General features: G+C 45.8%; 12 protein-coding genes and 1 pseudogene. 11 read left to right on the forward strand and 2 right to left on the reverse strand.

Annotated elements, in window-relative coordinates; translation table 11 throughout:
* Positions 1 to 256 precede the first annotated feature (256 nt).
* From LJF29_RS13015 to LJF29_RS13055, 9 genes are all read left to right on the forward strand, one after another.
* On the forward strand, positions 257 to 1,978 hold the full coding sequence (locus tag LJF29_RS13015) for an ABC transporter ATP-binding protein (RefSeq protein WP_229148957.1): 1,722 nt from the start codon (positions 257 to 259) through the stop codon (positions 1,976 to 1,978).
* On the forward strand, positions 1,972 to 3,786 hold the full coding sequence (locus LJF29_RS13020; RefSeq protein ID WP_229148958.1) for an ABC transporter ATP-binding protein: 1,815 nt from the start codon (positions 1,972 to 1,974) through the stop codon (positions 3,784 to 3,786). The genes LJF29_RS13015 and LJF29_RS13020 overlap by 7 nt, the downstream gene beginning before the upstream one ends.
* Positions 3,787 to 3,948: 162 nt before the next feature.
* Complete coding sequence (gene catD / locus LJF29_RS13025) at positions 3,949 to 4,353, forward strand: DoxX family oxidoreductase CatD (protein WP_229148960.1); 405 nt, start codon at positions 3,949 to 3,951, stop codon at positions 4,351 to 4,353.
* A gap of 17 nt (positions 4,354 to 4,370) precedes the next feature.
* A complete protein-coding gene (locus LJF29_RS13030; RefSeq protein ID WP_229148962.1) occupies positions 4,371 to 5,228 on the forward strand; it encodes a VOC family protein in 858 nt (285 codons plus the stop codon).
* A 330-nt stretch (positions 5,229 to 5,558) separates the two neighbouring features.
* Positions 5,559 to 6,761, forward strand: coding sequence for a sensor histidine kinase (locus LJF29_RS13035; RefSeq protein WP_229148963.1), 1,203 nt, complete (start codon positions 5,559 to 5,561; stop codon positions 6,759 to 6,761).
* Complete coding sequence (locus LJF29_RS13040; RefSeq protein ID WP_229148965.1) at positions 6,758 to 7,420, forward strand: response regulator; 663 nt, start codon at positions 6,758 to 6,760, stop codon at positions 7,418 to 7,420. Before LJF29_RS13035 ends, LJF29_RS13040 begins: the two co-directional genes overlap by 4 nt.
* 143 nt (positions 7,421 to 7,563) lie before the next feature.
* Positions 7,564 to 8,499, forward strand: coding sequence for an ABC transporter ATP-binding protein (locus LJF29_RS13045; RefSeq protein ID WP_229148966.1), 936 nt, complete (start codon positions 7,564 to 7,566; stop codon positions 8,497 to 8,499).
* An 11-nt stretch (positions 8,500 to 8,510) separates the two neighbouring features.
* The gene (locus LJF29_RS13050; RefSeq protein WP_229148968.1) at positions 8,511 to 9,698 is read left to right on the forward strand and encodes an ABC transporter permease; all 1,188 of its coding nucleotides are present in this window, start codon (positions 8,511 to 8,513) and stop codon (positions 9,696 to 9,698) included.
* Between the two features lie 14 nt (positions 9,699 to 9,712).
* Complete coding sequence (locus tag LJF29_RS13055) at positions 9,713 to 10,870, forward strand: ABC transporter permease (protein WP_229148969.1); 1,158 nt, start codon at positions 9,713 to 9,715, stop codon at positions 10,868 to 10,870.
* 108 nt (positions 10,871 to 10,978) lie between these two features.
* Here the strand turns inward: LJF29_RS13055 and LJF29_RS13060 are convergent, their stop codons facing one another.
* On the reverse strand, positions 10,979 to 11,542 hold the full coding sequence (locus tag LJF29_RS13060; protein WP_229149016.1) for a PadR family transcriptional regulator: 564 nt from the start codon (positions 11,540 to 11,542) through the stop codon (positions 10,979 to 10,981).
* A gap of 401 nt (positions 11,543 to 11,943) precedes the next feature.
* Between LJF29_RS13060 and LJF29_RS13065 the strand changes: the two genes are divergently transcribed.
* Positions 11,944 to 12,576: an esterase/lipase family protein gene (locus LJF29_RS13065; RefSeq protein ID WP_029441297.1), complete on the forward strand. Its 633-nt coding sequence runs from the start codon at positions 11,944 to 11,946 to the stop codon at positions 12,574 to 12,576.
* Between the two features lie 108 nt (positions 12,577 to 12,684).
* Here LJF29_RS13065 and LJF29_RS21325 read toward each other — a convergent pair.
* Positions 12,685 to 12,795: pseudogene (locus LJF29_RS21325) on the reverse strand (TetR/AcrR family transcriptional regulator); the annotation flags it as partial.
* Positions 12,796 to 13,045: 250 nt separating this feature from the next.
* Here LJF29_RS21325 and LJF29_RS13070 point away from each other — a divergent pair.
* Positions 13,046 to 14,134, forward strand: coding sequence for an acyltransferase family protein (locus LJF29_RS13070; protein ID WP_229148970.1), 1,089 nt, complete (start codon positions 13,046 to 13,048; stop codon positions 14,132 to 14,134).
* The last annotated feature ends 25 nt before the right edge of the window (positions 14,135 to 14,159 follow it).

Consider the following 14,159-nt stretch of genomic DNA (forward strand, 5'->3'; position numbering starts at 1 on the left):
AGCCCGAGTGCTCTGCTCTTAAAAACATTCGTACTTAAGCCACAATAAGGGTTTTCCTTTCAATTCACTTTCAACTTATTTGCTGCATTGTCTTTTCAGACGAACTCCTTTTAAAACACAGTCTCTAAATCGATATTAGATTCAGAGTTTTTTCTTTACTTTCATAACACATCCTAAAAGTAAAATTCTTTCATCAAGCTCCGCAAACAATTAAAATAAAAAGTACATATTGCTAAAGGGATTTGGAGGCTTTTACATGTCAAAGGCTTTATCATATTTAAAACCATACTCACTTCTGGTGGGAATTGCGCTAATTCTCATGCTGACGGAACTCGCGGTTGAACTGGTACAGCCTCTATTGATTGCAAAAATCATCGACGATGGGATTTTGAAGCAAGACATGCGGCACGTTTGGGTATGGGGTGCGGTCATGATCGGACTGACCATTTTATCATTTGCGGCGGGTATGCTGAATTCCTTTTACGCTGCCCATGTCAGCCAAAGCTTTTCCTATGATACGAGAAAAGGGCTTTTTCAAAAAATCCAGTCCTTCTCTTATTCAACATTTGGACAGTTTTCGTCCTCATCCTATATGACAAGGCTCACAAACGATGTAACACAGGTGCAAAACCTGATTTTTATGAGCCTGAGGTTTATGCTGCGTGCGCCGTTAATGATTGTGGGCGGCATTGTGCTGTCACTCGCTGTTAACGTGAAGCTCGGCTTTTTTCTTCTTGTGACGATTCCGATCCTGATTTTGTTTTTGCTTTGGGTACTGAAAAAAGGCGGAGCGCTGTTTAGGTCTGTGCAGAAACGGCTGGATCAAGTGAATACGATCATGCAGGAAAATTTAACTGCGATCAAGCTGATTAAAGCGCTGCTGCGCGGAAGCCATGAGGTCAAGAGATTTATCAAAGCAAACACGATGCTGATGCAAAAAACGGTCTCGGCATTTCAGCTTGTAGAATTTACGATGCCTGTGCTGATGCTGCTGATGAACCTCTGCATTCTGTTTATTTTATGGGCGGGAGCTCACAGCATTACAAGCGGAGGCACTCAGGTCGGCGATGTCGTCGCGGTTATTAACTATGCGACACGAATTACGGGTGCGCTTTCTATGTTCCCATTTTTGATTATGATTTTCACCCGGGCAAAAGCCTCAGGCGACAGAATCGGCGAAGTGCTTGAAACAGAAGGTGACGAGCAGGAGGGAGGATTACTCTCAGATCGCTTGTCAGGCCGAATTGACTTTCAGGATGTGTCCTTCCGATATCCGGATATGGACAGAGAAGCGCTGCGGCATGTCACATTTTCCGCAAAGCCGAAAGAAACGATCGCGATTCTCGGGGCGACAGGATCAGGAAAATCAACGCTTTTTCAGCTCATCCCGCGGCTTTATCAGCCGGATTCGGGCAGCATTTACATAGATGAAAAGCCAATTGATGACTTTCCGGCCGAGGGTCTTCGCAAGCAAATCGGATTTGTGCCCCAGGAAGTGCTCTTGTTTTCAGGCACAATCAAAGAAAATATTGCTTGGGGCAAAGAACATGCTTCACTTGATGAAATAATGGAAGCGGCAAAACATGCGCAAATCCATGAAACGATCATGAAGCTTCCAAAGGGATATGATACCGTTCTGGGACAAAGAGGCGTCAATTTGTCCGGCGGCCAAAAGCAGCGGATTTCTATTGCACGGGCGCTCATCAGAAAACCATCCATCCTTCTTTTGGATGACAGCACAAGCGCGCTTGACCTGCAAACGGAAGCGAATCTGCTTGAGGCCATCAGCACATATGAGTGCACAACCTTAATCATTACACAAAAAATAACAACGGCCATGAAAGCTGATGAAATCTTGCTGCTGGAGGATGGCGAGCTGATAGAAAAAGGCACACACAGCGAGCTGCTTTCTGAATCACATTTATACAAGCGCATTTACGAGTCGCAATTCGGAAGGGAGGGGAGCGAGTCATGCTGAAAGACATCCGCAAGCCTTTCCAATATCCCAAAATCCCAATCGATAAAAAGGAACGCGCCAAAAAAAGAGCGAAAGCAAAGGATACAAAAGGCACCCTGAGACGAATCTGGTTGTACCTGGCAGAACGAAAAGGGCTGCTCATACTCGTTATGCTGATGGTCGTAATCAGCGCGATATTCGGCCTCCTCGGCCCCTTTGTGATCGGAAAGGCCATCGATCATTTCATCGTCGGCCAGACGGTCAGCGGGCTTATTCCCGTTCTGCTCATTCTGCTTGGCATATATCTCATTCAATCTTTGTCACTCTGGTTTCAAAACTATTGGATGATCACGATTTCGCAAGGCACAGTCTTTAGAATGCGAAGCGAGCTGTTCACCCATCTGCATGAGCTGCCGATCCCGTTTTTTGATAAACAGCGGCATGGAGAGCTGATGAGCCGGGTGACCAATGACATCGAAAATGTCAGCTCCACTTTAAATACGTCAGTGATTCAAATTCTGTCGAGCGTCATTACCTTCGTCGGAACGATTGCCGTCATGCTGTATATGAGTCCGCTGCTGACGGTGATTACGCTGACGATCATTCCAGTAATGGCGGTAAGTTTGAAATGGATCACTAACCGTACGGGGAAACTCTTTAAAGAACAGCAAAAAAACCTTGGCGAGCTGAACGGATATATTGAAGAAAGCATTTCAGGCGCAAAGGTCATCAAAGCGTATTCACGGGAAGACCAGATCACAGCTGAATTTCTGGAAAAAAACGCCGCACTCAAGACTTCAGGCTTCTGGGCACAGACGATTTCCGGCTTTATCCCGAAAGTGATGAACTCTTTAAACAATTTAAGCTTTACAATCATTGCCGCAATCGGCGGACTGTTTGCGCTGAAAGGCTGGATATCCATCGGCACCATCGTTGTCTTTGCCGAGTACTCAAGACAGTTCACACGCCCTTTAAATGATCTGGCCAATCAGTTTAATACGATGCTGTCCGCTATTGCCGGCGCTGAACGGGTGTTTGACGTGCTGGATGAAAAAGAGGAGCGGGAGGATGAAAAGAATGCTCTGCATCAGCCGATACAAACAGGCAGCATTGAATTCCGAAATGTTTCCTTCGGCTACGAGGAAAACACTCAGACGCTGAAACACCTTCAATTTACAGTGCCGGCCGGGCAGTCAATCGCCTTTGTCGGCCCGACGGGAGCGGGGAAAACCACTATAACCAATCTCCTTGCCCGTTTTTACGAGCCCAATGAGGGGAGCATTTTAATCGACGGGATTGATATTAAAAAGCTGACAAGAGCCAGCCTGAGAAAAAACATGGGGTTTGTGCTTCAGGATTCGTTCTTGTTCCAAGGCACGATCAGAGAAAATATCCGCTACGGCAGGCTTGATGCCTCCGATCAGGAAGTCGAGGCCGCAGCAAAAACAGCGAATGCGCACAGCTTTATTACGCGGATGCCAAAAGGATATGATACAGTGCTGACACAAAACGGCTCGGGCATCAGTCAAGGGCAGAAGCAATTGATCTCCATAGCAAGAGCCGTGCTGGCCGATCCGGTTCTGCTCATTTTGGATGAAGCGACAAGCAACATTGATACCGTAACAGAAGTGAAAATCCAAGAAGCGCTTGCCCGCTTAATGGAGGGGAGAACGAGCGTCATCATTGCCCACAGGCTGAATACCATTCAACGAGCGGATCAGATTGTTGTGTTAAAAGACGGCGAAATGATTGAAAAAGGCAGCCATGATGAGCTGATACGCCAAAAAGGATTTTACAGTGACTTATACGAAAGCCAATTTAAGCAATAATGAAAAAGACCTTTGTCCTGCACAAAGGTCTTTTTTGTTACAGATTTATAGTACTTTCATTTCAATTTCGTAAAATGTAACAAAATTACTTGACGTAAACAAGTTATGTATATATACTAGCTTACATTAAGTAAGTGATAATATTTATCAAGGAGGATAAAAATGAATAAATCATTTGAAATTGGCACATTACTTTTAAGAGTCATCACAGGTATTATCTTTTTTGTTCATGGTTTATCAAAGTTTCAGGCAATGGAGGGCACGATCCAATTTTTCGGCAGCATAGGGCTTCCAAGCTTTATGGCGTATGTCATCGCAGCGATTGAACTCGTTGGCGGAGTGCTCGTCTTCTTCGGATTGGCTACACGTATTGTAGGTGTTCTGTTTGCTCTCACATTGATCGGAGCCATTATTACAGTGAAGCTGAAAGCGCCATTCATGGGGAACTCAGAATTTGATTACCTTCTGCTTCTGACATCCATTCACCTGGCGCTTTCTGGAAGCCGTTTCTTGGCGCTGGACTCATTTGTGTTTAAAGCAAAAAAGAACGAAAATGTATCAGCATAAGAAAAGAGGCATACAGCATGACCAGCATTCATGAGGGTACAACCATTGGCTATGTCAAACTCACAATCCGCAGTCTGGAGCGTTCCCTTCAGTTCTATTGCAATGTGATCGGCTTTCAAGTCTTGAAAAAGACGGACCGCCGAGCTGAATTAACGGCTGACGGAATACGCACCCTCCTTATTCTTGAAGAAAATCCAAGCGCTGTCGTCTTGCCTGAACGCACGGTAACGGGCCTCTATCACTTTGCGATTCTGCTGCCCAACAGAAAGGAACTTGGTATCGCACTTGCCCGCTTGATTGAAAACGGGATTGCCCTCGGACAGGGAGACCACGCTGTCAGCGAGGCGCTCTATCTCTCTGATCCTGACGGAAATGGAATTGAAATGTACGCTGACCGCCCCCGAAGCACTTGGCAGCGGGATCGTGAAGGAAACTATGTCATGACGACAACCGCTGTCGACATCGAGAGCCTTTTGGAAGAGGCCGGAGAAGAGCGGAAAACAACACTTCCAAACGGTACGGTCATCGGGCACATTCATCTGCATGTCAGCGATCTGAAAGAAGCAAAAGCGTTTTACACAGATGTGCTTGGCTTTGACATTGTCGGTGACTATGCGGGCATGTCTGCCCTCTTCGTTTCAGCCGGTGGCTACCACCACCATATCGGTTTAAACATTTGGGCGGGAAGAAACGCGCCGCCTAAACCGGCAAATGCCAGCGGACTAGACTATTACACTGTTGTCCTGCCTCATCAAGAGGAACTCAAACGTGTGGCGGACCGAGTCAAAAACGCTGGATATTCGATTGAAGAAACGGAAAATCATTTTCATGTGAAAGACCCTGTCTCCGCAGCGTTTATCAAATTTGTGATTTGACTGTCATCCCTTTGCCGTAAATAACGGCAGGGGGATTTTTTATTTTTGTCCGCCTTGTTATGGTAAGAGAACCAACCTGTAAGGGGGCGTTAGACATGGAACTGAACCATCTTGTAACGGGCTCAATCGCTTTAAATAGAGCAAAATGATGCTTTATTACACACTTATTATTCGGGAGCGATGAATTCGAATAAATAAGTGAAAGCGCCGCATTTGACATAGAGTTCATATGCGGTTTTTTAATTCCGGGATTTATCTTCCAGAAACACCTGTAAAAAATAACAAGAGGCAGGTATGATAAGAAAGGAATTGCTTATAGGAGTGATGAGCGTGAAGGCTCTTTTATTTACAAGAATTTTCACCTTAATGGTGAGCTGTTCGATGTATCTGCCCCTCGTAAAGAATGATAATTGGTTTGAATATCTATTTATAGCGTTAGGAGCTGCCGTGTATGCAGCCAATCATTTTCTGCTGAAAATAGAGAAGTATGACGTCTGGTTTTGTCTGATTGATATTACGGTCGGCTTTTCGTTTGGATTCATGTTTCCCGGCACTGGTTTGTTCATTATTATGATATGTCCGGTAGCTGTCGCATTTTTTCTGCGCGGGTTCAATAGAAAAATGGCATGGTCTGTGTTATGTCTTTGCTCCATTTTGTTTTCAATTGTCCTCATTCGTACATATCTATTAGTCGGCAATGAATACGTCATGGACCATATCACCAGCATGACATTTGTGGTGTTCTGCGGGGTGGTCGGTAAATTAATCGGCAAACTTCTTGAAGCACAAGAAACGGCAAAACAGCAGTTTCAGGAACTGACGGATTCGCATCTGGCGCTGTCAGCTGCACACCAGGAGCTGCATTTATATGCGAAGCAGGTCGAAGAACTCACCGCCATTCATGAACGGAACAGAATGGCACGGGACATCCATGATACAGTGGGGCACAAAATGACGGCGCTTCTTGTCCAGCTGCAGCTTCTGCGTGAATGGCAAAAAAGAGACAGCCGAAAAGCGGAAGAAACAGTCGGGGTATGTGAAACGCTTTCCCGTGAAGCGCTTGATGATATCCGCTTATCAGTACGCACCCTGCAAACGGAGAGCGATCCCTCATTCATTGAATCGCTGAAACAGCTGACAGAAGACTTTTACAAAAATGCGGGCGTCACATCCGAACTGACGGTCAGCGGCGACCCTGCGCTGGTCCCGCTGTCTCTGCACCCGACTGTGATCAGAACAGTGCAGGAGGCGCTGACAAATGCTAAACGGCACGGCGGCGCCACAGCCTGTTCAATCCAGCTTGCCTGCACAACGGACAGCATCAGCCTTGTTATGAAGGATGACGGAAAAGGAAATCCCGAGGCGGCACTCGGCTTTGGCCTTTTGAATATGAAAAAGCGGGCAGCGGAGCACGGCGGATCGATCCGCTTTGAAAGTGAAACGGATCAAGGATTTACTGTAATCGCCGAATTTTCTTTGGCCAATAAAAAATGGAGCTTTGGACCCGCGCAGCAAAAGGAGAGTTTATCATGATTAAGATCATCATTACCGACGATCAGGATATCGTCAGGGAAGGGCTGGCATCCCTGCTTCAGCTTCGAGAAGAACTCGATGTCATCGCCACAGCGCGAAACGGACAGGAAGCCTTTGAAAAGGCGAAAGAGCTGGAACCGGATATCGTATTAATGGACATCCGCATGCCGGTTTCCAACGGGGTGGAGGGAACAAAATTAATCACCAGCTTGCTAACGGGCGTAAAGGTGCTGATGCTGACAACCTTTAAAGATTCAGAGCTGATTGCTGAAGCGCTTGAAGAAGGGGCAAGCGGGTACCTGTTAAAGGACATGTCAGCCGATACAATTGTGAAAGCGGTTATGACTGTTCAATCAGGCGGAATGGTGCTCCCGCCGGAACTCACAGCCCAAATGCTGAATGAATGGAAACGTGAAAAACAGCTGAAAGGAACGGAAGAGAAAGAAAAACCGAAGGAGCTGCACGACTTAACCGAGCGCGAAATGGAAGTGCTGGCTCAGCTCGGGTACGGGCTGAACAATAAAGAAATTGCTGAAAAACTGTATATTACAGAAGGCACAGTGAAAAATCACGTGTCAAACATTATCAGCAAACTGTCAGTCAGAGACAGAACCCAAGCTGCCATTTATTCCGTCAGACATGGCGTATCTGTCTTTTGATAGATGACGGTTGGCATATGCGTTACCTTGAAAAGGCCTGCCGCAGGCCTTTTTTTTATGCCTGATGTTCTATCCGGCGCCACATGTTTTACACTCTCATCTCTTCTACAATGGCAATGGGATAAAAAAAGGAGTGAAATGGCGTGCTTCAAGCAGAAAATATCAAAAAGGCATACGGAAAAAAAACAATTGTCAAAGGAATCTCTTTTTCCTTGAAAAAGGGTGAGTCGTTCGGACTGCTCGGACCGAACGGAGCGGGGAAGTCCACAACCATTTCTATGATTTCCGGACTTATGCCGCTTGACGGAGGGGAGATTACAGTCGGCGGGTATGTTATCGGCAAAGACACGAACAAAGCCAAACAAAAAATCGGCATTGTCCCACAGGAAATCGCCCTGTACCCGACACTGACGGCACAAGAAAATCTCGTATTCTGGGGGGAAATGTATGGACTCACGCATGGAGAGGCCAAAAAAAGATCAGCAGAAGTCCTTGAGTATGTCGGACTGACTGAGCGTGCTAAAGAGAAAATCGAAACATTCTCAGGCGGAATGAAACGGAGAATCAACATCGGCGCCGCCCTTATGCATAAGCCTGAGCTGCTAATCATGGATGAACCGACCGTCGGCATCGACCCCCAATCGAGAAATCATATTTTAGAAACAGTCAAACAGCTCAACGAAACAGGCATGACTGTGATCTATACGAGTCATTACATGGAAGAGGTCGAGTATTTATGTGACCGGATCGGCATTATTGATCAGGGAGAAATGATTGCGATCGGCACAAAAACCGACTTGTGCAGCCGCCTTGGAGGAGACACGATCATCCAAATGACTGTCAGCAGGACAGATGAAGGGTTCCTTTCTGCTGTCCGCTCTCTTGCCCATGTGAATGATGTGACAGTGAGTGAATCTGAGCTCAAAATTGAGGTTGCTGCGGCGCACCATGAGAAAGTAGTCACCAGCCTGCTCACGGAAGCCGCTGCCCATCAAACGAATCTCCTGTCTCTCCAGGTTCAGGAGCCAAATTTGGAGCGCCTGTTTCTGAATCTGACCGGCCGCACATTGCGGGATTAGGAGGGATGGCGATGAAAAAAGCAATATGGATCGCATGGAAAGATGTCAAAATCAGAATCACGGACAAAAAAGGGTTTATGATGCTTATCCTAATGCCGCTGATCTTAACAGCCATATTAGGGGCCGCTCTTGGATCAATCCTTGGAGGCAGCGAGATTGATGAAATCAAAGTCGGCTATGTCCAGTCTGATCAGTCAGGCGCGTCGAAGATGTTTAAAACAGATGTACTTGAAAAAATGAAGATGATTAAGGTCACAGAAGCCGGCAGTAAAAAGGAAATGAAAAAGCTGCTGGCGGAAAAGAAAATTGATGTCGGAATTGCCGTCCCGGCACATTGGGGAACCGGCAAGAAACCGGCCGCTGTTTATGCTGGCACTGAACAGGAATTAAAAGGCTCTATCATAGAAACGGCTGCAGTGTCTTTTATAGATCAATATAAGGCGGTACGAGAAGCGGCATCCGCCTCGATGGAATATGTCACCAAGACGGAAGCCGCAAAACAAGGAAAGCTCAATCCTTCCCTCATTGCAGAAAACCTTGCAAAGACGCTTGAAAAAGAAGCGGGTGCCAGGCTTGCTGTTACAGAGAAATCAGTCGGCACAAAAGAAGTTACCAGTTTTCAATACTATTCGGCGGCAATGCTATGCATGTTTATGCTGTTTCATATGACGGTCGGCGCGAAATCATTTTTGCTGGAAAAGGATACGGAAACCCTTGCCAGACTGCTGATGACGCCTGCACAAAAATACGCCATTCTCTTCGGGAAGTGGCTCGGAACCTATTTGTTTGCCATTATACAATTTTTCATTTTTCTTATTGTAACCATCAATGTTTTTGATGTGGACTGGGGAGACAATCTCTTGTTCGTGAGTGTGCTGGGGCTGTCTTACGCAGCAGCTGTATCCGGCATTTCAATGCTTCTTGCTTCATGCCTCAGCGATATGAAGTCAGCGGATGTTTTAGGCGGTTTTGGGATTCAGGTGCTTGCCGTTCTCGGCGGTTCTATGCTTCCGCTTTATCAATTTCCGGATTTCCTGCAGTCTGTTTCAAAGGCGGTGCCAAATCGATGGGCGCTCGAAGGCTTTCTTTCCTTAATGGAGGGGGGAGGCTGGGCTGAACTTCAAACGCCGGTCCTTCTTTTTGCGGCAATCGGCCTTTGTTCACTGGCTGTTGGTATCAGAAGGCTTCACACAAGATAAGGAGGTAAAACAAGGTGAAAAAAATCATAGCCATTTGCGGCGTTGAGCTTTCTCTCATTTTTAAGAAGCCGCAGAACTATTTGATGATGTTCGCTGCCCCGCTGCTGCTGACCTTGGTATTCGGCGGTCTGCTCGGCGGAAAAGATGATAAGGTGCGGCTTGCGATCGTCGATCAGGATGATACGCTTCTTTCACAGCATTATACCCGGGAACTCAAGCAACTTGATGATATGTATACCTTTCAAACGATGTCTAAAAGCAAAGCTTCAGAAAAACTGAAACAAAAGAAAATTGCCGGAGTCATCACCCTTTCCCGCACTTTCCAAGAGAAGCTTGAAAAAAGCGAGAAGCCGGAGCTGGTCTTCAGCCACGGTCCAGAACTAACAGGAGCGCCCGTTGCTAAACAGTATGCCGAAAGCAAGCTGGCAAAGCTCAACATTCAGGTAACCGCGGCAAAAACGGCGGCCGAGGCGGCGGGGGAGAGCTGGAAGTCGGCTTATAAAACGGTAATCGCCAAAGATCATGGAGATAGCGCTCCAGCTGTAAAACGAGAATCTCTCAGTGATAAAAAAGAAGGTAAGGGCGTAAGTGACACAGCTTCACGAGCTGCAGGCTTTTCCATTCTGTTTGTGATGCTGACAATGATGGGGGCAGCGGGCACGATATTAGAAGCGCGAAAACGCGGTGTCTGGCAGAGACTGCTCACCGCGTCTGTCAGCCGCACGGAAATTGGAGCGGGGTATGTGCTGTCGTTCTTTGTGATTGGCTGGATTCAATTTGGAATGCTGCTTCTCGCATCCCATTGGCTGTTCGGAATCAGCTGGGGCAATCCGGCTGCGCTGATCGTGTTAGTATCCTTTTTTCTGTTTGCAGTCGTGGGTATCGGGCTGATGATTGCTGCCCATGTCAGAACACCAGAACAGCAGCTTGCTTTCGGCAACTTGTTCGTTATTGCGACGTGTATGGTAAGCGGAATGTATTGGCCGATAGAAATTGAGCCGAAGCTGATGCAGTCCATTGCTGACTTTCTCCCGCAAAAGTGGGCGATGAGCGGACTGACTGAAATCATCGCTAACGGGGCAAACATCACGGATATACTCGGCATTTGCGGCATCTTGTTTGCTTTTGCAGCTGTCACCTTCACAGTGGGGCTGAAAGCGCTCCGAACGTAAAAGCATCCGCCTCCGGGCAGATGCTTTTTATCATTATATCTTGTTTTCTGTCAGGTTCAGTCTTTGTTCCAGATGTTGTTTGACGGACGGCCAGTCACTTTCGATCATTTAAGGCCGCTCTTGGGTATCCTCTTGTATCATGGCTGAAATATGCTCCAGCCAAGAAACGTAGGTTTTCTCCCGCTCCAGCGCTTTTGTCAATACCAGATAGTGGCCAAAATCCGGTGAAGAAAACGACATCGGCTCTGCTGATGCCATTAGCTTTTCATAGCTTCCCTGCAGATCTGACAGCTTCTCCTTGCGCTTCAGCAGCTGGTCTGTAAACAAGTCGGCTGCCTCTTGGCGTGACAGAGAAGAAATGAAATAAGCCTTCAGCATAAATTCATCCTTCACTGTTTCCGGAATAGGATGGTGGCGGGTCAGCCACGCGTGCAGCTCCTGTTTTCCGCTGTCAGTCAGGGTATACATTTTTTTCTCAAGTTTTGTGCCCTGAATCGTTGTCCGGAATGTGATAAAGCCTTCATCTGTCAGCTTTTTGAGCTCAGGATAAATCTGGCTGTGCTTGGCGCTCCAAAACTGGCCGAGCTCCGCTTTGAAATAACTTGTAATATCATACCCGCTCAATTCGCCTTTTCGTAAAAGCCCTAATATGGCGTATTTTAATACTCTCATGCTGTCCTCCGTGTCTATGGCTGTTTTTGCAAACCAGAAGTTTTCTAAATGCCCTGCCGCAAATCGTATCATTCTTTTCTCTTATATCAGGAAAACAAAATTGAATTCCTTCTTGAAACTTGTCCTATATCAAATAGTCATTGCCATCTCATGTCTAGCTTTCATCTGTTCCCTATATTATAGGAAAGGGAGGCTGGGAACACAACCGCATGTCTCCTACGCCTTTCAAGTTTCTTTCGAGTGTATGGATCAAGTGTACTGCAGACAACTGCCCATCGACAGGTTTATGCTTATTTCAAAATAATAGAGAAATTGAAGATTCTGATAAGTTTATATTTACCAAGTTTAAATTTAATTGTATAATCATTCTGGGTAAAAACATAATTAAGGAGAAACGGAAAATGAAAAGATTACTTATTGCATCATCTATTTGTCTATCATTGATTTTGTCTATTCTAGCCGCTCCGCCTTCAAGTGCAAAGGCGGAAACAGCACATAACCCTGTTGTTCTTGTTCATGGGATTAGCGGCGCGTCATACAATTTTTTTGCTATTAAAAATTACTTAATCTCTCAAGGCTGGCAAAGCAATAAACTATATGCGATTGATTTTTATGATAAGACAGGGAATAACCTAAATAACGGACCGCAGCTTGCTGCATATATTGATCGTGTTTTAAAAGAAACAGGAGCAAAAAAAGTAGATATTGTGGCTCATAGCATGGGAGGAGCCAATACTCTATACTATATAAAATACTTAGGCGGGGGCAATAAGATTCAAAATGTTGTCACGCTTGGAGGAGCTAATGGTTTAGTGTCATCTGTTGCGCTGCCTGGTACAGATCCTAATCAAAAGATTCTCTATACATCAATCTACAGTCTAAATGATGAAATTGTCATCAATAGCTTGTCTCGATTACAAGGAGCCAGAAACATCCAGCTTTATGGCATCGGCCATATTGGCTTGCTTTCTAATAGCCAAGTCAACGCCTATATCAAAGAAGGATTAAATGGCGGGGGACTAAATACGAACTGATGCTTCAGGGTATGCGCTAGATTAAACCTGCTGTTCATGACAGCAGGTTTTTTGTTTTCTGATAGATTGAGGAATTCAGAACCTAGAGTAAGCGGTTATTCAGCTTCCATATTCCAGCTCAACCACTTCTTTACTGAAGCTTTTCGCTATTGCGGGAGCCCCACCGCCTTCAGGACAAATTGTCCCTTCCGTAACGCCAGCTTTTTTGGCGATTTCACTCGGGAATGCTGAAATCGAATTGGATTATTATCAAAAGGTGAACAGGACACTGTTCCAGCGCGTCAAGCATAGCAGCCCGGCTGTACGGGACAAATGGCTGAGGGTGGTATACAAAAAGTTATGGATTTTTATGGGTCTTAGTCTTTCATGCATACTGAAAGATAAGAAATCAGGCACTTTTTTCAATTGAAGCAGGTGTGTTATGGTACAACCATCGATTTCTAAAAATTTGAAATAAAGGAGCGCTGTTATGCAAATAAAAGAAATTTTTGTGATCCGCTGCATTTCGTGCTTAAGTGTCGTTCTGCTCCATATCATTTCAATGGTTCTGATGCTTCAGGCGGAAGCACTTGCCGATATTTCTCACACGGTTGATTCTTTGCGCACACTCCTGATGTTCAGCACGCCTGCTTTCATTTTCATCTCTGAGTTTTTGCTGGCGCGTTCTTATCCTGACGGGGTGCCGGAGGGGTTTTTGAAGAAGAGAGGAAAAGTGATTTTTATTCCGTTTTTGTTTATCGCAGCCATAGATGCCTTGCTGATGACCAGTGCAATGGGGGGAAAGCTGACATTTCTGGCGTTTGTGCAGAAATATCTGGAAAACGTATTTTTAGGAAACTTTATCGGATATTTCATTCTTGTCATCTTCCAATTTTACATCCTGCACATGCTCTTTCATGAGTATTTGAAGAAAGCATCGCCAAAATGGGTGCTGTCTGTCTCGTTTGTGGTGACAGCCGCTTATTTGGGCTATTTCTCAGCAGTCAGTCCGGCTCCCGCTTCTGAACAAGGCGGTTCCTTTCCGTTTTTCTGGGTTCCGTTTGCAGGCTGGCTTTTCTACTTTTGTCTCGCTTATTACTGCGGAAAAGAGTACAAGCAGTTTTTATCGCTGCTGAATCAATACCGCTGGGTGATATACGGTGCTGCGATCGGATCCGCCGCGTTGGTTGTGGCTGTTTCTTATTTCGGAGAGGTCGGCATGATCAGCTCAAAGCGGCCTGACATCATGCTTTATTCAACAAGTATGATTTTCCTGTGCTTTCACCTGTTTTCTAACATAAAGCACGTGCCGAAAATCATTATGTTTATCAGTAACTACTCCTTTTCGATTTATCTGCTACACGCCTATTTTATGATCATTGGCTATGTGTTGCTGTTGAATATGCCGGACATTCCCGCTGTGCCGGCCGTTTTCTTGATGTTTGCCGTCTGCACAGCGGGCCCGATCCTGACATCCTGGGCACTGAACAAGTTTAAATATGGATATTTGTTTGTAGGGAAAATCTATCAGCCGAAAAAGCGAAAAGTAAAAATGGAAGTGCGAGACCACGCAGGCTGAAACATCGTGGCAGGAGAAACGTTCC

Origin of the sequence: Bacillus sp. LBG-1-113 (assembly GCF_020708615.1) — a bacterium.
Lineage (GTDB): Bacteria > Bacillota > Bacilli > Bacillales > Bacillaceae > Bacillus > Bacillus mojavensis.

Bases quoted from the DNA above. Each gene is read 5' to 3' on its own strand.
- LJF29_RS13065 (WP_029441297.1), top strand. From the start codon at position 11,944: ATGAAAAGATTACTTATTGCATCATCTATTTGTCTATCATTGATTTTG.
- LJF29_RS13050 (WP_229148968.1), top strand. From the start codon at position 8,511: ATGAAAAAAGCAATATGGATCGCATGGAAAGATGTCAAAATCAGAATC.
- LJF29_RS13070 (WP_229148970.1), top strand. From the start codon at position 13,046: ATGCAAATAAAAGAAATTTTTGTGATCCGCTGCATTTCGTGCTTAAGT.
- LJF29_RS13030 (WP_229148962.1), top strand. From the start codon at position 4,371: ATGACCAGCATTCATGAGGGTACAACCATTGGCTATGTCAAACTCACA.
- LJF29_RS13040 (WP_229148965.1), top strand. From the start codon at position 6,758: ATGATTAAGATCATCATTACCGACGATCAGGATATCGTCAGGGAAGGG.
- catD (WP_229148960.1), top strand. From the start codon at position 3,949: ATGAATAAATCATTTGAAATTGGCACATTACTTTTAAGAGTCATCACA.
- LJF29_RS13020 (WP_229148958.1), top strand. From the start codon at position 1,972: ATGCTGAAAGACATCCGCAAGCCTTTCCAATATCCCAAAATCCCAATC.
- LJF29_RS13060 (WP_229149016.1), bottom strand. From the start codon at position 11,542: ATGAGAGTATTAAAATACGCCATATTAGGGCTTTTACGAAAAGGCGAA.
- LJF29_RS13015 (WP_229148957.1), top strand. From the start codon at position 257: ATGTCAAAGGCTTTATCATATTTAAAACCATACTCACTTCTGGTGGGA.